We start from the raw sequence: 20,228 nt of genomic DNA on the forward strand, positions 1-20,228 counted from the left end.
GAGGATGACGACAATGATCAACCCCGCCACCGGCGTCCTGTTCGAGCCGTACTCCATTCGGAACCTGACCCTGAAGAACCGGCTGGTTCAAACATCGATGTACAGCTGGTTCGCCACCTCGGAAGGGGAGGTCTCCGAACGGCACTTCGCCTACATGACCGAACGTGCCCGTGGGGGTGCGGGACTCATCATGGTCGAGAACACGTGCGTGGACTGGGCGACCGGGCGCGGTTCCGGCATCCCGATCCGCATCGACGAGGACCGCTTCATTCCCGGACTCAACGACCTGGCCAACGCACTGCATCGCGAGGGCGCCAAGATCGGCGTGCAGCTCTATCACGCCGGCCGGCAGAGCGACGCCCGTGCACGCCTGGTCAAAGCGGGCATCGCGACCGACGAGCCGGCACCGCTGTCCGCGTCGGACGTCACGTCCACCGCGATCGGCGACCAGCCGCGCCCCATGAACACCGGCGAGATCGACGACATGGTGGAGAAGTTCGCCGCCGCCGCGCTTCGGGCGGTGAACGCGGGTATCGACGTCATCGAGGTGCACGCCGTCCACGGCTACCTGCTCACTCAGTTCTTCTCCCCGCAGACCAATCACCGCACCGATGAGTACGGTGGCAGCCTGGAGAACCGCGCGCGCTTCCTGCGTCGCATCGTACGGCGGGTCCGTGAGGTCGTGGGCCCGGACTACCCGCTCATCTGCCGCTTCAGTGCGGACGAACGCGTCCCCGGAGGTGCGTCGATCGAGGACAACCTGCAGTTGGCCCGATGGCTGTCCGACGACGGTATCGACGTGTTCAACGTGTCGGCGGGAACGTACGAGGCCCGACAGTGGATCTATCCTCCGGCAGGGGTCGAGCCCGGTGTGCTGGTTCCGCTCGCGACCGCGGTACGGCAGGCGACAGGCAAGCCGGTCATCGGCATCAGCCGCCTCGGAATGGATTTGGACAGGGCTGCGGGTTTCGTGGCTTCCGGTGCCATTGATCTGGTCGGGATGGGGCGCAGTCAACTCGCGGATCCGTTCACCGTCGCCAAGACACGGCAGGGCCGTGCCGGGGAGATCCGGCCGTGCATCGCGTGCGCAGAGTGCGCTCGCGAGTTCATCGCCAAGCAGAAGCGAATGCAGTGTGTGGTCAATCCCGAACTGGGCAACGAGTTCCGTCGCACGCTGCGGCAGAGTGGGCCGAAGCGTCGCATCGCGGTGGTGGGTGCAGGCCCGGCGGGCATGGAAGCCGCACGTTCGGCGGCGCTCCGCGGGCACGACGTGGTGTTGCTCGAGGCCGAACACGAGGTGGGTGGTCAGTTGCGCCATTCCACACGTCCCCGGTTCCACCACCGTGAGATGTCGGCCCTGCTGGCGTGGTGGAAGGGTGAACTGGAGCGGCTCGAGGTTGACGTCAGAGTCGGTACTCGTGTGAATCGGGCTATGCTGCAGGAATTCTCGGCTGATCAGGTGCTCGTTGCGTCCGGGGCGCTGTGGGAGATTCCGCAGCATCTGCTCGAGGTGTTCGGTCCGGGGCCCACCTCACACGACGTGTTGCTGGACCCGACGCAGGTCGATGGATCCGTTCTCGTCGTTGGTGGGACCGAAGCCGGCCTCAATGCGGCGCTGGCGTTGGCCGAGGTGGGCCGGGACACGACACTGGTGGAGCCGGCGGTGATCGGTGCCGAGATCAGCGACCTCATGCGCAACGAAATGCTGGACCAGGCGCGCCGTGCCGGTGTGCACCTGATGGAGGGGTCGACCGTGACGTCCGCCGCCCGCAATGGGATCGGCTGGGAGGTCGAGGTGTGTGGGCCCGACGGCGTCACCTCTCTACCTGTCTCGAACGTGGTGGTTTCCGCCGTACCGAGATCCGGCGTGCAACAGTGGGAGCGCACAGAAGAGCTGCGCTTCCTGGGCAGTGTGGCCACCCCGGCCGGGCGCCTCTATCAGGCGACCCAGGACGGGTTCTGGGCAACAGCCGATATCTGATCACCGGGTGGGGCCCGATGACGATCACGACACAGTGTCGACCATTGCCGGGGCGATGATGCCGATTGGAAATCGGCACCGCCTCGACGGAGGAGTACAACATGAACCGATTCGAGAACAAAACGGTGTTCATCACCGGGGTCGCCCGCGGTCAGGGGCGCAACCATGCCGTCAGATTTGCCCGAGAGGGTGCGCGGATCATCGGTGTCGATCTCGCTGGACCGGCCGACACCACCCACTATCCCGGGGCCACCGAGGCAGACCTCGACGAAACCCGTGAACTCCTGGCTGAGATGGGGGCCGAGTTCCGGTTGCGCCAGGCCGATGTGCGCGACCTGCCCGCGCTCGAAGCCGCTGTCTCCGACGGGCTCGACAGCTTCGGCGCCATCGACATCGTGCTTCCGACCGCCGGGATCACGTCCCTCGCCGCGACGTGGGAACTGACCGAGAATCAATGGGACGAGATGATCGCGATCAACCTCTCCGGGGTGTGGCGCACCTTACGCGCGGCACTGCCCTCGATGGTGCAGCGGAATGGCCCGGGTGCGGTCGTTCTCACCGGTTCGGTCGCCGGCATCATCGGGATGCCGTATCTCGCGCACTATGCCGCCGCCAAGCACGGTGTCAACGGTTTGGTGAAGTCGCTGGCGAACGAGCTTGCCCCACACAGTATTCGCGTGAACAGCGTCAACCCGACCAATGTTGCCACTCCCATGATTCTCAACGAGGCGACATACCAACACTTCCGCCCCGACGTCCCCGGTGCGACTCAAGAGGACGCGATCAGCGCGTTCTCCTCCTACAACCTGCTCGACACGCCCTGGGTCGAATGTGACGACGTCAGCAACGCCGTGCTCTGGCTGTGCTCGGACGAAGCGCGGTACCTGACCGGGGTGACGCTTCCTGTCGACACCGGGACAGTGGTGAAATGGCCCGGTGCATGAGGACAGCCTGTGACGCCGCAGCACACCGGAAGGACACTACAACCCGCGGGAGACGACCGCGTGCGTGACGCGGTCGTCGATCGACGAGACCGGGGCTTCGCGTCCCACCCATCCGTCGCCACCGAAGTAGGTCTCGATGATCTTCTCGGCGGTGCGGGTCGCGAGAGCCTGAGTGGTCAGGGTCGGGTTGGGGCCGCCCAGGCTGTTCGGGAGCGCCGAGTTGTCGGCGATGTAGAGACGCTTGACCCAGCGTGCTTCCGCGGAGGAGTCCAGGATCGAATCCTTCTCGTCCACACCCATTCTCATGCTCGACTGTGCGTGCAGGATCAGGGGCGGCCAATCGCAGCGGTGCACCGACTTCGCGCCCGCCGCGCGCATCAATTCGACGGCCGTGCGGGTGCAGTATTCCCGGTTGCGTCGGGTACGTTCTGATCTTTCACGGTGTCGTACCGTCACCCGTGGAACCACGCCGTGCTCGTCGGCCGGAAGCAGACCGGGCACGCTCACCCGGTTGCCGGGCTCCACGTCGTCGTCGGTGATCACGAGGGCGCCGAGCACCCGGTCGGCGTCGGAGAGAGTGGTCAGCAGATCGCGACCGACCAGCCGGCCGAGGCTGTCGGCGCCCGCGGCATCGACCACACCGCCCGCACGACCGTAGCCGTGGATGCCCGAGTCGCTGAAGCCCAGGGAGTACGCGAGCAGTGCCGGCGGCATGCCTACCTGCTCGATCGCGCCGTATCCCGGAAGGTCGACGCGCGCATTGGAGCCGGCACCTCGCGTCTCTCCCGTGTACTCGTCGAACACTCCGAACACCGCGTCCATGTGATGGTCGGTCAGCCCGCGACCCACCCACTCGTCCGGGTCGGGGAGTTCCGAATTGAGCCACAGCCGCGGCGATTCGATGGCCCCTGCAGCAAGAACGACGACGTCGGCCTCCGCTTCGTGTTCCTCGCCGTCGGCGGTCCGGAAACGCACGCCGTGGGCGATCGTCTCCCCGTGGACCTCGTGGACGAGGATCTTCGTGACCCCGGCGTCGGTCATGAGAGTCACCGGCCTACCGTGCGGAGACCAGGCGTCGGCGGTGAGCATCATCGGCACATACGAGTTGTCGGTGGAGCGGCGGGCCTTCAGATTCCGCGGCGCACCCAGCGGCAGGTAGCAGCCCTGGTAGCAATGCCCACACATGGTGCAGCCGCGAGCCTGAGGGTGATGGAGCAGTGCGGGGTCGCGGGTGCGTCCGGCCGTGCCACCGGGTTGCAGGATTGCGTTCTGCTGCGCGCGATGCGCGGCTCCGGCGATATCCGGCGATGTCAGGTGGGGGAGACCCAGTGCCGCGGCCCCGCGCAGGAAAATCTGCTCCTTCGTGCCCATCGGCGCTGTCTGCACAGGCAGTGTCGCCTCGACCCACTCGTAGTAGCGGCGCAGTTCCCCGTATCCGAACGGGAACAGGTGCTCGGTGTCGTACATTTCGCGGTCGGCGCCGTCGTATCCCTGGAAGACGCCGGGCACCGCGCGGGGTGAGTTGCCGAAGTAGTGCAGCGTTGCGCCCCCCACACCGGAGACCTGCCACACGAACGAATTCTGCGGCAGGTCGCGCAGCCACGGGCCCTTCGACCGGTCGCCGGGGCCTTCGCGGAGAAATCCGGTGATCGGGTTGTTGGCGTCGTTCTCGAAATGCGTCCACTGATTCTCCGGGTCGTCGAAGCGTGGCCCGGATTCGAGTACCAGCACGTCGAGACCGTGCGCGGCGAGCTCTTTCGCGACGACCGGTCCGCCACCACCGGCGCCGATCACGATCACATCGGTCAACGTCATCCCTCCAATCGATCGACGCCGCCGTAGTAGCCCTGGAACTCGTCCCACCCGTCGCTGGCGCCCTCGTATCCGGTCAGCTCCCAGCCCGCCGGGCGGCCGGTCAGCGCACGAAGGTCGCCATCGAACGCGGAGACCTCCGAGTAGGCGACGAACGCGGCGAGCGTGGGAATGGCATTGACCGCGTATTCGATGGGGCGACCGGGGAACTGCGGCTCGGTGTCGAGGAGTTCGAACACGTGCGCCTTGGTGGCGTACGACAGATTCGCAAACGGCGATGCGAACGGTCCCGCCACGGATGCCGGTTCGGCCGTCACCGCGAACAGGTTCACCAGCGCTGTGATCGCCGACGTGCCTGTGACGTCTATGCCGAGCATGTCGATCAGGGGGATCGGGACGGCGAGATCGAAGGTGTGTTCGAGCGTTTCGGCGGCACCCGGTGTGACTCCGCCGGGCACCTCGGTCGACACGCCCTGGTGCTGCGAGTACGGGTCGCTTCCGGGCGCTACGAACGCGAGGATTCCGTTGATCGTGTCGCGGACGGAGCCACTCGTCGGCGTCGGTTGTGCCCGGGCCTCGCCGGTGAACGACCAGGCCACTCCGACCAGCGCCGCGCCTGTCGCGACGACACCCCCCAGGAATCGTCGTCGACTCCACGGTGCATTCGTCTCCATGCCACTTCCCTCCCGGTCCGGGCGAAGCTTACGGAACTTCGCGGGGGATCTCCGGGAACGGCGTGGCACGCTCGGACGAGCGAGAGCAGTGCGACGATCCGAGCCGTACGGTGACCGTCTCGTCCGGCGCTCGGAATGCCCGTGCCGAGCGAGGACGAATTTCGGGCAATGGGTTAGGTTGGTGCCGTCGTCCTTGGCGATCAGTTGACGATTACTTGGGAAGTCGGTGGTCGGCGTGCTGGGAGTAACGCGTTCGATGGCCGCTGCCGTCATCGCGGGCGTTGTCGTGCCGTCGGCTTTGACGGGATGCGCGACCGTGCTGGCCGGAACGCCGGTGGAGCCTCCGCCGACCCACGTCGACTATCTCGCCCCCAACACTCACAGTCGCTCGATCACCCCATCCGACAAGATGCTGCTCGAGGTCGCGGAGCGGCTCCGACGCCTCGATCCGTGCGGGCTGCTCTCGGAACCTGTGGTTGCCAGGTACGGCGAGGTGCGTCAGTTCGGGCCGCAACAAGCGCTCGACACGTGCACCGCCGTCGCGCATCCGTCCGGGGGTTCGAAGTACGACGAGTTGGAGGTGACCATCGACCTGTCGCCAGTGGTGAATACCGATGGTGAGCACGATCTGTCGTTCGGCGACACCGAGGTGTATCGGACCACGACCGCGCACGACACCTCCCTCGGCTGCACATTGACCTTCGGGCTCGACATCCCCGTCACGGTGACCGCCGACGCGACCCCACCCACGCGGTTCGCGACGATCGCGGTCGCGCAGTACCGCTCAGAGGCAACGGGTGGCGAGAGTGTGCCGGTGTGCGCGGTCGCGGCCGATGTCCTGTCGGAAACGTTGGCTCTTGTGCCCACGCTGCCGGCGCGGCCGACCAGCGGCGCGGGCCGAATCCGGCTCGCAGCAGCCGACCCGTGCGAAATCGTCGGCAGCTTCGCACCGGACGAACTCGTCGGGTGGGAGATCGGCAGCGACCCGTACCGGTGCGTCCTCACTCCGAATCAGGACGGAACGACGCCCACCTGGAGCATCCACTACGGGCTCGAACCCGAATTCGTGCCGAGGGAAGGTGACGGCACCCGTGAGGTGACGTTCGACGGCCTGACACTGCATGTCCGCGAGGAAGGCGACTCCTGCCGCATCTCGACGCCCATCGAATCGGTGATCGACACCAATCGGCCCGGTGTGGAGCGTCACAACAGGTCGCGTGGCCGCAACGTCCCCTCGGTGATCCTGATGAGCGACACCCCGACCTGCGGCGACCTGGTTCCGCTGACGGTCGACATCGCCGACGGGGCCCTTACTTGACGGCGCTGAGCCGAGCCTTTTCCAGCGCAGCGAGTGTGCGTAGCACGGTCGCCTTCTGCTTCTCGAGATCGCTGCGGCGAGCGCGGGCCGCAAGACCGGACTGCTCGGCGACCGACGCGAGTTGCGAATCGATCGTGGCGAGTTGATCGAGCAAATTGAGTGCGCGACTCTGGATCTCGTCCAGATCGACGCTCGTGGTTGCTGGGGCCGCGGTGGTGGTACGGCGCGGAGTCGATGACTGCGCACTCGACGAGCGCGGCGCGGAACTCGACTTGGTCGCCGCGGGCTTGTCGGCGACGATGGCTGCAGCGCGGGGACGCAGAGCCTTGCGGACGACGGCGGGGTCCGGCAGTTCGTCGAGGCGGATGTCGTTGAGGGCGCGGCGCGCATCGCGTGCGGCGACTCGGTGCTCGTGCTCTTCTTCGTCGTCGGACTGCAGTGTTCCGCCGATGGGACGCAGACCGTAGGTGCCCATGAACCGTCTCGCCTCGTCGATCACAGACTCGTGACGGTGGCAAGTGGCGCAACGGGGTTCGTTCCGAAACTCCTCGACCGAGTCGGTGCCACCGCACCACACGCACGCGCCGGGCGACCACCTTCGCGCAATCCGATTTGTCGGGGTTTCCATGGGGGCCTCGAGAGTCTGCGCGTCGATCACGAGGAGCCACCTTAGGTCAAACGCACCGGACCCGGTCGACCGGGGTCCGATCCGACCTGCGATGTTTCCCAGTGGCGTGACGAAGATCATCCGTGCGCGTGCGGGGTCGGCCGGGCGGCGTGACGGTGACGACAAAGTATTGCGCCGCACGGCATTTGCATACCGATCGGTTTGCCCGGTGGTCGGCCTGCCCCGGCGGTGGTCGGGCCGTCGCATACGTGAGGGAAGGCACGCATCGGGCCGCGTACCCGGCCGTCGTGGACGGCCATGTACGCGGCCCGGATTGCTGTGCTGTGTTGTCTTCGCCGACGTCGAGCGCCGGAGGAGGAGCGCTGGACACTTCCCGTCGGTGTGCTGCCCTGCGCCGGGCAGAACGGTTCGAGAAAGTGTCAGGCGACGCCGTTGAACAGCGACGTGACGGAGCCGTTCTCGAACACCTCGCGGATCGTCTGGGCAAGCAGCGGCGCGATCGAGAGCACGGTGAGCGAGTCGAACTGCTTCTCTGGCGGGATCGGCAGCGTGTTGGTGACGATGACCTCCTGAGCGCCGCACGCGGCGAGACGCTCGGCGGCCGGATCGGAGAGTACGCCGTGCGTGGCGGCGATGATGACATCGCCCGCGCCGGCCTCTCGCAGGATCTTGACGGCGCCCGCGATGGTGCCACCGGTGTCGATCATGTCGTCGATCAGGATGCAGGTGTGGCCCTCGACTTCGCCGACCACGCGGTTCGACTTCACCTGGTTGGGTACCAGCGGGTCGCGGGTCTTGTGGATGAACGCGAGAGGAGCGCCCCCGAGGATGTCGGCCCACTTCTCGGCGACACGCACACGACCCGAGTCGGGCGAGACCACAGCGATGTTGTCGACGCCGTACTTGCCGCGGATGTATTCGGCGAGCTGACCCTGCGCGTGCATGTGGTCGACCGGGCCGTCGAAGAAGCCCTGGATCTGATCGGTGTGCAGGTCGACCGTGATGATGCGGTCGGCTCCGGCGGTCTTGAGGAGGTCGGCGATGAGGCGTGCCGAGATGGGTTCGCGACCGCGGTGCTTCTTGTCCTGGCGGGCGTACGGGTAGAACGGCAGGATCGCGGTGATGCGTTTGGCGGAGCCACGCTTGAGCGCGTCGATCATGATGAGCTGCTCCATCACCCACTCGTTGAGTGGGAAGGGGTGGCTCTGCAGCACGAACGCGTCGGAGCCGCGGACGGACTCCTCGAAGCGGACGAAGGTCTCGCCGTTCGCGAAGTCGCGGGCGGTCTGCGGGGTCAGGGGGACACCGAGTTCCTTAGCGACCTGCTCTGCCAGCTCGGGGTGTGCCCGGCCGGAGAAGAGCATCAGGTTCTTCTGGTTGTCGATCCAATTGGTCACTGGTCCTGGCCGTCCTTCTGGCGCTCGTTCTCGTGCTGTGCTTGCTGTGCGTGCTCTGCTGCCTCGGCAGCTGCGGTCCCAGCGCGGTTTCGCTGGACCCACCCCTCAATATTGCGCTGTGGCGCGCCCGACACTGCCAGTGCCCCCGGCGGAACGTCCCGACGCAGCACCGTTCCGGCGCCCGTGTAGGCCCCGTCACCGACGTTCACCGGCGCTACGAACATCGTGTCGGAACCCGTGCGGACGTGCGACCCCACCACTGTCCGGTACTTCTCCACCCCGTCGTAGTTCACGAACACGCTGGAGGCTCCGATATTGGAGTGTTCGCCGATCTCGGCGTCGCCCACGTAGGTGAGGTGGGGGACCTTCGAATACGCACCGATCTGCGCATTCTTGGTCTCGACGAACCCGCCGAGCTTGCCGTGTGCGCCCAGTTCGGTGCCGGGACGCAGGTAGGTGAACGGGCCGACGGTCGCGTACGCGCCGATCGACGAGCCGGATCCGTGGGTGCGGATCACCGATGCTCCCGAGCCCACCTGCACATCGGTGAGCGTGGTGTCGGGGCCGATCTCGGCATCCTCGGCAATGACGGTGCGGCCGCGGAGATGGACGCCGGGATACAGGGTCACGTCGGGGGCAAGGACGACTTCGACGTCCACCCACGTCGTGGACGGGTCGAGAACGGTCACGCCGGAGCGCATCCACTGTTCGAGGAGGTGCCGGTTGAGTTCGGACGTCAGCGCGGCGAGCTGTACGCGGTCGTTGACGCCGGAAACGCGCATCGCATCGGCGGTGTGTACAGCGCGGACGACGTCGCCGTGGCCGCGGGCGATGCCGATCACATCGGTCAGGTACAACTCGCCTTGGGCGTTGTCGGTGCTCAGCTCGCCGAGCGCCGTCCGCAGCCGTGCGACGTCGAATGCGTACACACCGGAGTTGACCTCGCAGATGGCGCGCTCCGTGGTGGTGGCGTCCTTCTCCTCGACGATCGACGCCACCTCGCCGTCGGTGGTGCGGACGATGCGTCCGTAGCCGGTGGGCTCGGTCACCGTCGTGGTCAGGACGGTGACCGCTGCGGGCTCGGGGTCGGTATGGGTTTCGAGGAGCTCGCCGATCGTGTCGGCGTCGAGCAGCGGCACGTCGGCTGCGGTGACGACGACGGTGCCGGTGAAGTCCTCGGGTAGCTGCGTCAGGGCGCACTGGACGGCGTGACCGGTACCGTTCTGGGAGTCCTGGATCGCGATGGCGACGGTGCGTCCGAGTTCTTTCGCGATGTCGGTGACAGCCGCCTCGACGCGTTCGCGTTCGTGACCGACCACCACGACGAGGTGGGTTGGATCTGCGGCGGCGGCAGCATGCAGAGAATGTGAGAGCATCGAGCGGCCGCAGAGAGTGTGCAGGACCTTCGGGGTCTTGGATCGCATTCGCGTTCCCGCTCCGGCGGCCAGGACGATCATCGCGGTCTGCACTTGCATGTAGCTCCCTCGGCGCGGCGTACCCTGCGCACGCCCCGACGACGTGCGCACTGGAGCTCGACGGCTCCGGCAAATGTCCCCCGCTCCGCCGCCAGGACTCGAACCTGAACTATCTGAACCAAAATCAGAGGTGCTGCCGATTACACCACGGCGGACTACGGCATCCCCGGAACGCGGGCCCCGGACGTGCGCCCCTGATCCTCGCACGAGACGGTACGGAGAGCGAATGTGGGGGTGGGTCGAATGTGCGGGGTGCGACGTCGTGGGTGTCGTTAGGGTGGTCGGGACAAGCCGGAGAATGGTGCCGTTGGGAAGGAGCCAGGTGTCGCGATCATCGCAACCTTCCGCTGAACGGAATCCGCGTACCCGCATGACCGGTACTCAGCGGCGTGAGCAACTGATCGAGATCGGTCGCGCCCTGTTCGCCGAGCGTGGATACGAGGGTGCGTCGATCGAGGAGATCGCGCAGCGGGCTCAGGTATCCAAGCCTGTCGTGTACGAGCACTTCGGAGGTAAAGAGGGCCTGTACGCCGTGGTCGTGGATCGGGAGATGACGATCTTGATGTCGATGGTCACCGAATCCCTGACCCGCAACCGCTCGCGTGTGCGTGTCGAGCGTGCCGCTCTCGCGCTGCTCACCTACGTCGAGGAGCGCACCGAGGGTTTCCGCATTCTGGTGCGCGACTCGCCGATGGCGGCAGAGGAGGGCACGTACTCGAGTCTGCTCAACGAGGCCATGCGCCAGGTCGGGCAGTTGCTCACCGGAGACTTCTCACGCCGGGGTCTCAATCCCGAGCTCGCGCCCTTGTACGCGCAAGCGCTGGTGGGCATGGTTGCGACGACGGCGACCTGGTGGCTCGACGAGCGGACGCCGTCGAAGGAAGTGGTGGCCGCGCACCTGGTGAATCTGTGCTGGAACGGGCTGACACGCCTCGAGGCCGATCCCGCGCTGGGATCCGACTGATCGTCCTTCGCCTGATCATGTTCGGTCGCCAGAGTGCATACAGCGCATCGTGTCCGACTCGGGACCTACGTCACCTGCATGCAGTCTGTCCGGCGGTGTTACGGTAGGTGAGTTGTCGTTCAGACGGAGTGATAGCCGAGTTGAGGTAAGGCGAGATTTGCTGTTTCGGACTTGCCGTCGGCTTTGGTAGTTCAGGTATGCCGGGGTCGTTGAGCGAGGGAGGTCACGCCGATGCCGCGTCAGGTTCGAGCGGAAGCGACGCGTGAGGCCGTTCTCAGTGGCGCAGCGGAGATCTTCGTGCGGCTCGGTTACGCCAATGCGAGCCTCAACGAGATCATCGACGAAGCGGGTGTGACCAAAGGCGCATTGTACTTCCATTTCAGCTCCAAGGAAGATCTTGCCCGGGGTGTCATCGACGCCGGTGTCGAGAGATTCGGCGTCGCCGCGAGCAACAAGATGGCGCAACGCGCTCCAGCACTCGAATCAGTCATCGAGGTCTCCGTCCTCAACGCCACGTTGTCCGAGTCCGACCACGTCGTGCGCGCGATGTTCCGGCTGGTCGTGGAGATCGGCGACTACCGCGGCGTCGAAGCAGTGCCGTTCGATCGTTGGATTGCGTCGATGCTGCAACTCATGGCACGAGCCCGCGAGGAAGGCGACCTCGTCGACACCGTCGACGTGGAAGCGGTTTCTCTGTTTCTGCTGCAGTCGTTGATCGGAGCACGGACGGTGTCCGAGGCGATCGGGCGTGCGGATCGGCTGAGTGAGCAGATCGAATCGATGTGGTTGATCCTGCTGCCCGCGCTGGTACCTGCCGACAAGCTCGGATACTTCCTGCAGTTCGTGTCGCGCAGATTGCGCGTCTCGTAACGTGCCGTTGCGTGCAGCACGCATCGAATGACAGCATCGCCGCCGTGACCTTCGGACCTTTCGACGCACCTCAGGCCCCGAAAGCCCTCGCGCGCGTGATCGACCTCCTCGGACCCGACGCGGCGATCACCCTCGCCGCGGTGCCCGCGCTCCTGACGGTGCGGCAGGCGGCCGACGTTCTCGGGAGTTCACGGCACCACATTGCACACCTGATCGATTCCGGTGCGCTGTTCGCCGAGTTCCACGGACTGCACCGCAGGGTCTCGCGCGTGGACATCCTGGCTCTCGCCGACCGGCAGAACCGGATCCGCACCGAGGTCCTCGACAGCCTGGCCGAAATGTCGCACCGAGAAGGGCTGTACGACGAGTTCTGACACTGTTCGGTTCGAAGGAAGCGGAGACGACTGTGCCGGTTCGGGTGGTTTTGGGCGCTACGGCGCTGGTTCGTCCACGAATCCGTGATGTCGCGTTGGCTTTTGCTGAAGACGGTCACTGTCGACCGTTCTGGAGCGACGGCATCATCGCGGAGGTGGATCGGAGATTGCCACCAGAGCTGCCGCGGGCTGCCCGAGACTATCTCTTTGCGGAACTCGAGCGTGCGTTTCCCGAGGCTCGGGTCACGTGGCCGGCCACGGTATTGCGTGAGGTCCCGTATGTCGTCGGCCCCGCAGAGACCCATGTGATGTCGGTGGCGTTGCTCGCCCACGCCGACGCCGTGGTCACCGAGACAGCCGTCCTCGCGGACGCACTCGAACGGATCGATGTCGAGTCGTGGACCGTCGATGCCTTCGTCACCTTCGTCCTCGACGCGGCACCCGAAGCCGCGCAGCGCACGCTGATGCGGTTGGTGCGCCGCAGATGGTTGCCGTCGCAGCCCGGGGCACCGGAGACCGACGGACCCGATGACGCCGAGTTGCTGAGCCGGCTTTCGGGGTGGGCTCGGCGCGCGCTCGGCGACAGCAGCGCCGACCTGCTCGCCGCATACGCCGCCGATGCGCGGTTCCGGGAGCGGTAGCAACCGCGCAGCGGGACGCCGGTCGGCGCAGTTCGTCCCTATGCCGTCCGCGCATGTCACTCCCACGGCATAGACTCGTCACGGTCTTCGTCTCACACCCAGGAGCGCTTTCCTTGTCCGCTGTGTCCCCGGCCGCCACCCCTCTGTCCGGATTGGCGCGGATCGCGCTGGCCGACGACCAGTTCCGCACGGTCGCCGAACTTGCCGGATCCGCAGAACAAGCTCTGGTCGCGCCGCCCGCCGTGCGCCCGTTCGTCGCCGCTGCCCTGGCCGAGAAGGCGCCGCTGCTCGTCGTCACCGCCACCGGTCGCGAAGCCGACGACCTCGCCGCCGAACTCGCAGAGATGCTCGGTCAGTCCGTCGTGCAGTTCCCGTCGTGGGAGACGCTGCCGCACGAGCGGCTGTCGCCGAGCGCCGACACCGTGGGCAAGCGACTCCAGGTGTTGCGCCGGCTGGCGCGGCCCGACGACCGCGAACTCGGCGCCGAACTGCGTGTCATCGTCGCGACCGTGCGTTCGCTCGTGCAGCCCATGGCGCCGGGTCTCGGCGAGATCGAACCGGTCACCCTGCGAGTCGGCTCCGAGCACGATTTCGATTCCCTCGTCGAGCGGCTCGTCGAGCTCGCCTATGCGCGTGTCGACATGGTGGGTAAGCGCGGTGAGTTCGCGGTGCGCGGCGGCATCCTCGATCTCTTCCCGCCTACCGCCGACCATCCCGTTCGTGTCGAGTTCTGGGGCGACGAGGTCACCGAGTTGCGTCCGTTCTCGGTCGCCGATCAACGATCGATCACCGACGTCGAGGTGTCCACAGTCATCGCCACTCCATGCCGGGAACTACTCCTCACCCAGACCGTCAAGGAACGGGCGGCGCAGCTTGCGAAGGACAATCCGGCCGACGCATCGCTCGTCGAGATGCTCGACAAGATGGCCGGAGGTATTCCCGTCGAGGGTATGGAGGCTCTCCTGCCCGTCCTGCAGCCCGGCGAACTGCAACTGCTCACCGATGTCCTGCCGTCCGGCACGCACGTGCTGCTGTGCGACCCCGAGAAGGTACGGACCCGCGCGACCGACCTGGTGCGCACCGGCCAGGAATTTCTCGAAGCATCGTGGACGGCCGCATCGATCGGCGGTGCCGCACCGTTGGACGCGAGCAACCTCAAAGGTGTCGACGGTAAGCCGATGGACCTCGCGGCGTCGGCCTACCGGTCGCTGCGGCAGGTGCGCGACACTGCGCAGGCGAACGGCACCCCGTGGTGGACGCTGTCGCCGCTCGCGTCGGGAGCCGATACCGAAACGGTGCTCACGGTGCAGTCGGCCCCCGAGGTGCGCGGTTCCGAGGAACTGCTGTCGATGCTGTTCGTGAACCTGCGCGCCCACGTCACCACCGGTGGACGCGCCGCGATCGTCGTCGCCGGTACCGGCACCGGGCTGCGCATCCTCGAGCGGCTGAAGGAGAACGAGGTCCCTGCGGCCAAGCTCGAACCCGGAACCGAGCCGGTCCGCGGGCAGGTCGGGGTCATCAAGGGTGCGCTTCACGAGGGCCTCGTGCTCGCGGGCAACGGCGACAACCAGGTCCCCGGACTGGTACTGGTCACCGAGGCCGATCTCACCGGCAATCGCGTCACTGCCACGGAAGGCCGCAAGACCCCGGTCAAACGCCGTAACCAGGTCGATCCACTGGCACTGACCGCCGGTGACTACGTGGTTCACGACCAGCACGGCATCGGTCGGTTCGTGGAGATGGTCGAACGCACCGTCGGCGGTGCCCGCCGTGAATACCTCGTCATCGAGTACGCCGCGAGCAAACGCGGCCAGCCCGGCGACCGGCTGTTCGTCCCGATGGAGTCGCTCGATCAGCTCTCCCGCTATGTCGGCGGCGAGTTGCCCGCGATCAGCAAGCTCGGCGGGTCCGACTGGGCAAACACGAAACGTAAGGCCCGCAAAGCCGTTCGGGAGATCGCCGGTGAGCTCGTACGCCTGTACGCGGCGCGCCAGGCCTCGCCCGGACATCAGTTCGGCCCCGACACCCCGTGGCAGAAGGAGATGGAGGACGCCTTCCCCTTCACCGAGACGCAGGATCAGCTCACGGTGGTCTCCGAAGTCAAGAACGACATGGAGAAACCTGTGCCGATGGATCGCGTGGTGATCGGCGACGTCGGTTACGGCAAGACCGAGATCGCTGTGCGCGCGGCATTCAAGGCCGTGCAGGACGGCAAACAGGTCGCGGTGCTGGTGCCCACGACCCTCCTCGCGCAGCAGCACCTTCAGACGTTCACCGAGCGCATGGCGTCGTTCCCCGTGGTGGTGAAGGGGCTGAGCCGCTTCACCGATGCCGGCGACTCCAAGGAGATCCTCGCGGGCATGGCCGACGGTGAGGTCGACATCGTCGTCGGCACCCATCGCCTGTTGCAGACCGGGGTGCGCTGGAAAGATCTCGGTCTCGTCATCGTCGACGAAGAGCAGCGATTCGGTGTCGAACACAAGGAGCACATCAAAGCACTGCGCACCCACGTCGACGTCCTCACGATGTCCGCGACCCCGATTCCGCGCACTCTCGAGATGAGCATGGCGGGGATCCGTGAGATGTCGACGATCCTCACTCCACCCGAGGAGCGGCACCCGATTCTGACGTATGTGGGCGGGTACGCCGACAAACAGGTGGCCGCGGCCATCCGCCGGGAGTTGCTGCGCGACGGTCAGGTGTTCTATGTGCACAACCGGGTCAGTTCGATCGAGAAGGCCGCCAAGAAGATTCGCGACCTCGTCCCCGAGGCACGTGTCGTGGTGGCGCACGGGCAGATGAACGAGGACATCCTCGAGAAGACCGTGCAGGGATTCTGGGAACGCGAATTCGATGTTCTGGTGTGCACGACGATCGTCGAGACCGGTCTCGATATCTCCAACGCCAACACCCTCATCGTCGAGCGGGCCGATGCGCTCGGCCTGTCGCAGCTGCACCAGTTGCGCGGCCGCGTCGGCCGGTCCCGCGAGCGCGGTTACGCGTACTTTCTCTACCCGCCGGAAAAACCGCTCACCGAAACGGCATACGACCGGCTCGCGACGATCTCGCAGAACTCCGACCTCGGTGCAGGTATGGCCGTCGCGATGAAGGACCTCGAGATTCGCGGTGCCGGCAACGTGCTCGGCGCCGAACAGTCCGGTCACGTCGCGGGCGTCGGATTCGATCTGTACGTCCGGCTCGTCGGCGAAGCAGTGGAGGCGTTCCGCGCCGCAGCCGACGGCACGCCGATCACGACGGACGAGGCACCGAAAGAGGTGCGGGTCGATCTTCCTGTCGACGCGCACATCCCCGCCGATTACGTCACCTCCGACCGTCTGCGGCTCGAGGCGTACCGGAAGCTGGCTGCCGCCGGCGACGACGCAGCGATCGGTACGGTCATCGACGAACTCGTCGACCGCTACGGCCCGCTGCCCGAGGAGGTGTGCCGGCTCGTCTCGGTCGCGAAGCTGCGGTTGCTCGCTCGCGAGTACGGTCTCGAGGAGGTGGCGGTCACCGGTACGCAATTGAAGCTCTCGCCGATGGAGCTTCCGGATTCGAAGCAGATGCGACTCAAGCGCCTCTACCCGACGGCGCAGTACCGTGCCACGAGCGGCATCGTGCAGTTGCCGTTGCCCCGCACCGGTGGCATCGCATCCGACCGCGTCCGCGATGTCGAATTGCTCCAGTTCATCGCCGATTTCCTGCTTGCGATGGACGGGAAACCACAGGGTTCGGTGGATGTGCGGGTCGAGGCCGGGGCACAGGTGTGAGCCGGCAATGACCGGTACAGGAGACGCGCTGAGCATAGCCGCTGAGGTGATGGACCGGCTCTGGTCTTTCGGTGGGTGGGAAGTCAACCAGACACACGAGAGTCTGCGGCGGTATCTCGTCGAAGAAACCTACGAGGTTCTCGACGCCATCGACTCCGGTGACCCCGGTGCCCTCCGCGAAGAACTCGGAGACCTGTTGCTGCAGGTGCTGTTCCACTCGCGGATCGCGGAAGCCGCGGGGCAGTTCACCGTCGACGATGTCGCGGCGACGCTAGTCGCAAAGCTGGCTGCGCGGAGTCCGCATTTGACCAACGGGCACACCGGCCCGCTCGAGGTGGCCGAACAGGAGGCGGCATGGGAGGCGGCGAAGGCGCTGGAGAAATCGCGACCGTCGTGCCTCGACGGCATCGCCATGACGCAACCGGCACTCGCGTTGGCCGACAAGGTGCTCGAGCGGGCGCGACGGGCGGGGGTTCCGGACGATCTCGTGCCGGATGCTCTCGGGTGCGTTCGTATCAGCGAGTCCGGCGATACGGAAGCGACATTCCGCAGCGCAGTATTGGAGTTCGCCGCGGCGATCCGTGCGGCAGAGAAGTCGGCAGCGGGTGGTGATGAGGCCGCTCCCATCCTCGATGCGGGAGGGTGGCGTCGTCACTGGGGGCGCTGAATACGGGTCGATCGGCCTCGTGTTCTCCCACTGAAAGAACGCGCAGATTATTTCCCGGCTCAAAACCAACCCAGATTCTGTTTTATGCCCTACGATCGTACTTGTCACAGGTTAATCGTCGGGAAAGGCAAATGCCGGTCAACGAAGGTCGGGTTCGGACAAAGCGGAATTTGCCACACGCGCCGGAAATCGCCGTGCCCGGAGTAGATCGGAGTCCAGCATGACCCAGGTACGCCCGCCCAATGGGCTCGTGACCGGAGTGTCGCCCGCCCGGATTGTCGACCCAGCCGAACACTATCGGCAGGGGAGTTCCCCGCAGGGCTCCGGAGCGACCGCCGACAGCGCACACCCCGACCGAGGTGATCCAGCATCCCCCACGCAGACGCCCATCGTCAGTTTGATCATCCCGGTCAGAAACGAGGGGCGGAACATCGCCTGGGTCCTCGAGCAGGTCGCCGACGAGGTCGGTGAAATCATCCTGGTCGACGGGAACTCGACCGACTCGACACTCATCACTGCCAACAGCTGTAGACCGGACATCAAGGTCGTTCCCCAGGAGGGTACCGGCAAGGGGAGCGCGCTCAGGACCGGGTTCCAGGCTGCGACCGGTGACATCATCGTGATGATGGATGCCGATGGAAGTATGGCGCCCCAAGAGATTCGGCACTATCTGCACTTCCTCAACAACGGATACGATTTCGTCAAGGGCTCTCGGTTTATCGTAGGCGGTGGTTCGCTCGACATCACTCCCTTCCGTCGGCTCGGCAACCGCTTCCTCCTGACCGTCTTCAACACTCTCTACGACGCCGAGCTCACCGACCTCTGTTACGGCTTCTGCGCATTCCATCGTCGCTACCTGGACCTGTTGTCCCTTTCTGCGCCAGGGTTCGAGATCGAGGCGGAAATGGTGGTGCATGCCATGCAGGGTGGGTTGCGGGTCGTTGAGGTGCCGAGCCTGGAAATGCCGCGTCGGTCCGGAAAGTCGAACCTCCACGCGGTCCGTGACGGCATCAGGGTGCTACGCACCGTCCTCCGCGGACACAACTCGGGAATGTCTGGCTACCTCGCTCAGGCCCTGTCCCGCGGCGGCGCCCCCGAGTTCGCGAAAGAATGAACAGTGCGGACACTGGTCACCGGTGCCGCAGGGTTCATCGGGTCCGCCCTGGTCGATAGACTCCTCGCCGAGGGGCACCACGTGGTCGGAATCGACCATGTCAACGCGGGTGCCACCGAAGGTGGCGAGCGTGCAACTTTCCGGCGGAATCCCAATGCGGGTCGATTCAGTCTGGTGCAGCGGGATATTCAGTGCCCAGAACTGATCGGCATCGTGGCCGGAGTGAATCCGGACGTCATCTTCCACCTCGCCGCACAGACGAATCTCGCGGTGTCGTTGTCCGATCCGCAATTCGATGCCCGCATCAACGTGCTCGGCACAATCAATCTGTGCGAAGCGGGTAGACGGGCCGGCGTACGCAGAATTGTCTATGCCACATGGGGCAGTCCCGGGCGGCAGGCCGGCGGATTTGCCGCCGGGCACAGCGCAACAACCCCGGGCTCAGCGGTAGAGAATTCTTCGGCTCCGCGATCACCCTACGAGGCAGCGAAACTCGCGGGTGAATTCTACTTGGCCGCTTACGCACAGATGTACGGTCTGGCACCGATCTGCCTGGCCCTCGCCGATGTCTACGATCCGCGTGAGGAGGACGGCGAGCAGGCGGATTTCACCCGAGACCGAATCTGCGTCGACGACGCCGTCGAGGCGTTCGTTCACGCGGGCCGGGCCCCGCTCTCGATCACGGGCACTTACTACATCGGAATCGGTGACAGCCGGGGGATCGACACGTATGCGGGCCGGGATCTCGACTGGACCCGGACAGCAGACCCGCACCCATCGGGAGAGGAGGCCCGTCGTGCTTCGTGACATCGCCGCGCGGCTTCTCATGGTGATCAGACCGCCCCGACGAACTCCGCGACTCGAACACCGTCTCCTCGCCGCGGCGGTGACTGCTCTCGCAAGTGTGGCGATCGCCGTGAATATTCCCGATTCATCGGGGCACTCTGGTCGGCTGTGGGTGGTGCTGTTCGTTGTTGCGGCACCGCTGATCGCGATCGTCCGTCTGCTGCCTGGTGTCAACGCTGTACCTGTGCTGATCGTCGGTGCCGCCGGTGCTGTCGTGGTCAACGTTCTGGTCGTGCAGACGATGTTGTCGGCAGATGCATGGTCGACTCACGCAGGAGTGGTCGTAGTGGGTAGTGCCGCGGCCATGCTGTGGCTGGTGCCGAATGGACACCACTCGATTCCACATACGAAGGGCATGGTTCCATGACCGCCGAAATTCCTCCGCGCAGCATGACCATGGACGTGGTGATCTGCGCATACACACTCGAGCGATGGGACGACACCCTCGCTGCCGTCGACTCGGTGCGGAACCAGACGACGCCGCCCCACGAGATCGTGCTCGTCGTCGATCACAATCCCGACCTGTACGAACGCTTCCGTGCCGCCCTACCCGATGTGACGGTCGTCGAAAACCGGAAGCAACGCGGACTATCCGGTGGCAAGGACACCGGCGTCCAGGTGACCACCGGTGACGTTGTGGCCTTCTTGGACGACGACGCAGTGGCTCACCACGACTGGCTCGGGCACTTCCGTGCCTCCTACACCGACGAGCACATAATGGCGTGATGAGGGCCGAACAAGCCCCCCAGGGAA

The 20,228-nt window shown here is 65.8% G+C and carries 18 protein-coding genes and 1 tRNA gene; 13 read left to right on the forward strand and 6 right to left on the reverse strand.

The features are described from left to right. The first annotated feature begins 13 nt into the window (after positions 1-13). Positions 14-1,981 (forward strand): oxidoreductase, encoded by a 1,968-nt coding sequence (locus tag ACZI8W_RS00905; protein ID WP_463366593.1) that lies wholly within the window; start codon positions 14-16, stop codon positions 1,979-1,981. A gap of 101 nt (positions 1,982-2,082) precedes the next feature. Continuing rightward, the gene (locus tag ACZI8W_RS00910) at positions 2,083-2,925 is read left to right on the forward strand and encodes a mycofactocin-coupled SDR family oxidoreductase (RefSeq protein ID WP_463366594.1); all 843 of its coding nucleotides are present in this window, start codon (positions 2,083-2,085) and stop codon (positions 2,923-2,925) included. A gap of 36 nt (positions 2,926-2,961) precedes the next feature. Here the strand turns inward: ACZI8W_RS00910 and ACZI8W_RS00915 are convergent, their stop codons facing one another. Both ACZI8W_RS00915 and ACZI8W_RS00920 read right to left on the reverse strand, forming a co-directional pair. Beyond that, the gene (locus ACZI8W_RS00915; RefSeq protein ID WP_463366619.1) at positions 2,962-4,734 is read right to left on the reverse strand and encodes a GMC family oxidoreductase N-terminal domain-containing protein; all 1,773 of its coding nucleotides are present in this window, start codon (positions 4,732-4,734) and stop codon (positions 2,962-2,964) included. A 2-nt stretch (positions 4,735-4,736) separates the two neighbouring features. Next, entirely contained in the window at positions 4,737-5,411 is a 675-nt protein-coding gene (locus ACZI8W_RS00920; RefSeq protein WP_463366595.1) for a hypothetical protein, read from the reverse strand. A gap of 256 nt (positions 5,412-5,667) precedes the next feature. Between ACZI8W_RS00920 and ACZI8W_RS00925 the strand changes: the two genes are divergently transcribed. Beyond that, positions 5,668-6,729 carry a hypothetical protein gene (locus ACZI8W_RS00925; protein WP_463366596.1) on the forward strand — a complete coding sequence of 354 codons (1,062 nt, stop codon included), beginning with the start codon at positions 5,668-5,670 and terminating at the stop codon, positions 6,727-6,729. On the opposite strand, the gene ACZI8W_RS00930 is transcribed toward ACZI8W_RS00925, so the two are convergent. The 4 genes from ACZI8W_RS00930 to ACZI8W_RS00945 all read right to left on the reverse strand — a co-directional run bounded on the left by ACZI8W_RS00930 (position 6,722) and on the right by ACZI8W_RS00945 (position 10,384). Next, a complete protein-coding gene (locus tag ACZI8W_RS00930; RefSeq protein WP_463366597.1) occupies positions 6,722-7,387 on the reverse strand; it encodes a hypothetical protein in 666 nt (221 codons plus the stop codon). The genes ACZI8W_RS00925 and ACZI8W_RS00930 overlap by 8 nt on opposite strands. Before the next feature lie 389 nt (positions 7,388-7,776). Continuing rightward, positions 7,777-8,754, reverse strand: a complete 978-nt coding sequence (locus ACZI8W_RS00935; RefSeq protein ID WP_463366598.1) for a ribose-phosphate diphosphokinase — start codon at positions 8,752-8,754, stop codon at positions 7,777-7,779. Further along, positions 8,751-10,229: a bifunctional UDP-N-acetylglucosamine diphosphorylase/glucosamine-1-phosphate N-acetyltransferase GlmU gene (glmU, locus tag ACZI8W_RS00940; protein WP_463366599.1), complete on the reverse strand. Its 1,479-nt coding sequence runs from the start codon at positions 10,227-10,229 to the stop codon at positions 8,751-8,753. The genes ACZI8W_RS00935 and glmU overlap by 4 nt, the downstream gene beginning before the upstream one ends. Positions 10,230-10,312: 83 nt before the next feature. Beyond that, positions 10,313-10,384: transfer RNA gene (locus tag ACZI8W_RS00945), tRNA-Gln, on the reverse strand. Positions 10,385-10,599: 215 nt separating this feature from the next. Here ACZI8W_RS00945 and ACZI8W_RS00950 point away from each other — a divergent pair. The 10 genes from ACZI8W_RS00950 to ACZI8W_RS00995 all read left to right on the forward strand — a co-directional run bounded on the left by ACZI8W_RS00950 (position 10,600) and on the right by ACZI8W_RS00995 (position 20,201). Beyond that, positions 10,600-11,193: a TetR/AcrR family transcriptional regulator gene (locus ACZI8W_RS00950; RefSeq protein WP_463366600.1), complete on the forward strand. Its 594-nt coding sequence runs from the start codon at positions 10,600-10,602 to the stop codon at positions 11,191-11,193. Between the two features lie 231 nt (positions 11,194-11,424). Further along, on the forward strand, positions 11,425-12,063 hold the full coding sequence (locus ACZI8W_RS00955) for a ScbR family autoregulator-binding transcription factor (protein ID WP_463366601.1): 639 nt from the start codon (positions 11,425-11,427) through the stop codon (positions 12,061-12,063). A 44-nt stretch (positions 12,064-12,107) separates the two neighbouring features. Then, positions 12,108-12,437, forward strand: a complete 330-nt coding sequence (locus ACZI8W_RS00960) for a helix-turn-helix domain-containing protein (protein WP_463366602.1) — start codon at positions 12,108-12,110, stop codon at positions 12,435-12,437. Between the two features lie 155 nt (positions 12,438-12,592). Then, positions 12,593-13,078: a PIN domain-containing protein gene (locus ACZI8W_RS00965; protein WP_463366603.1), complete on the forward strand. Its 486-nt coding sequence runs from the start codon at positions 12,593-12,595 to the stop codon at positions 13,076-13,078. Between the two features lie 113 nt (positions 13,079-13,191). Beyond that, complete coding sequence (gene mfd / locus ACZI8W_RS00970; protein WP_463366604.1) at positions 13,192-16,848, forward strand: transcription-repair coupling factor; 3,657 nt, start codon at positions 13,192-13,194, stop codon at positions 16,846-16,848. A 7-nt stretch (positions 16,849-16,855) separates the two neighbouring features. Then, positions 16,856-17,515 (forward strand): nucleoside triphosphate pyrophosphohydrolase, encoded by a 660-nt coding sequence (locus tag ACZI8W_RS00975; RefSeq protein ID WP_463366605.1) that lies wholly within the window; start codon positions 16,856-16,858, stop codon positions 17,513-17,515. A gap of 220 nt (positions 17,516-17,735) precedes the next feature. After that, positions 17,736-18,629: a glycosyltransferase family 2 protein gene (locus tag ACZI8W_RS00980; protein WP_463366606.1), complete on the forward strand. Its 894-nt coding sequence runs from the start codon at positions 17,736-17,738 to the stop codon at positions 18,627-18,629. A gap of 3 nt (positions 18,630-18,632) precedes the next feature. Next, positions 18,633-19,436: an NAD-dependent epimerase/dehydratase family protein gene (locus ACZI8W_RS00985; protein WP_463366607.1), complete on the forward strand. Its 804-nt coding sequence runs from the start codon at positions 18,633-18,635 to the stop codon at positions 19,434-19,436. Then, complete coding sequence (locus tag ACZI8W_RS00990) at positions 19,426-19,842, forward strand: hypothetical protein (protein WP_463366608.1); 417 nt, start codon at positions 19,426-19,428, stop codon at positions 19,840-19,842. The genes ACZI8W_RS00985 and ACZI8W_RS00990 overlap by 11 nt, the downstream gene beginning before the upstream one ends. After that, positions 19,839-20,201 (forward strand): glycosyltransferase family 2 protein, encoded by a 363-nt coding sequence (locus tag ACZI8W_RS00995; protein WP_463366609.1) that lies wholly within the window; start codon positions 19,839-19,841, stop codon positions 20,199-20,201. Before ACZI8W_RS00990 ends, ACZI8W_RS00995 begins: the two co-directional genes overlap by 4 nt. Positions 20,202-20,228 lie beyond the last annotated feature (27 nt).

The organism is Rhodococcus ruitaii, from assembly GCF_055230935.1.

Bases quoted from the DNA above. Each gene is read 5' to 3' on its own strand.
- ACZI8W_RS00980 (WP_463366606.1), top strand. From the start codon at position 17,736: ATGACCCAGGTACGCCCGCCCAATGGGCTCGTGACCGGAGTGTCGCCC.
- ACZI8W_RS00925 (WP_463366596.1), top strand. From the start codon at position 5,668: ATGGCCGCTGCCGTCATCGCGGGCGTTGTCGTGCCGTCGGCTTTGACG.
- ACZI8W_RS00905 (WP_463366593.1), top strand. From the start codon at position 14: ATGATCAACCCCGCCACCGGCGTCCTGTTCGAGCCGTACTCCATTCGG.
- ACZI8W_RS00995 (WP_463366609.1), top strand. From the start codon at position 19,839: ATGACCGCCGAAATTCCTCCGCGCAGCATGACCATGGACGTGGTGATC.
- ACZI8W_RS00920 (WP_463366595.1), bottom strand. From the start codon at position 5,411: ATGGAGACGAATGCACCGTGGAGTCGACGACGATTCCTGGGGGGTGTC.
- ACZI8W_RS00955 (WP_463366601.1), top strand. From the start codon at position 11,425: ATGCCGCGTCAGGTTCGAGCGGAAGCGACGCGTGAGGCCGTTCTCAGT.
- ACZI8W_RS00950 (WP_463366600.1), top strand. From the start codon at position 10,600: ATGACCGGTACTCAGCGGCGTGAGCAACTGATCGAGATCGGTCGCGCC.
- ACZI8W_RS00975 (WP_463366605.1), top strand. From the start codon at position 16,856: ATGACCGGTACAGGAGACGCGCTGAGCATAGCCGCTGAGGTGATGGAC.
- glmU (WP_463366599.1), bottom strand. From the start codon at position 10,229: ATGCAAGTGCAGACCGCGATGATCGTCCTGGCCGCCGGAGCGGGAACG.
- ACZI8W_RS00910 (WP_463366594.1), top strand. From the start codon at position 2,083: ATGAACCGATTCGAGAACAAAACGGTGTTCATCACCGGGGTCGCCCGC.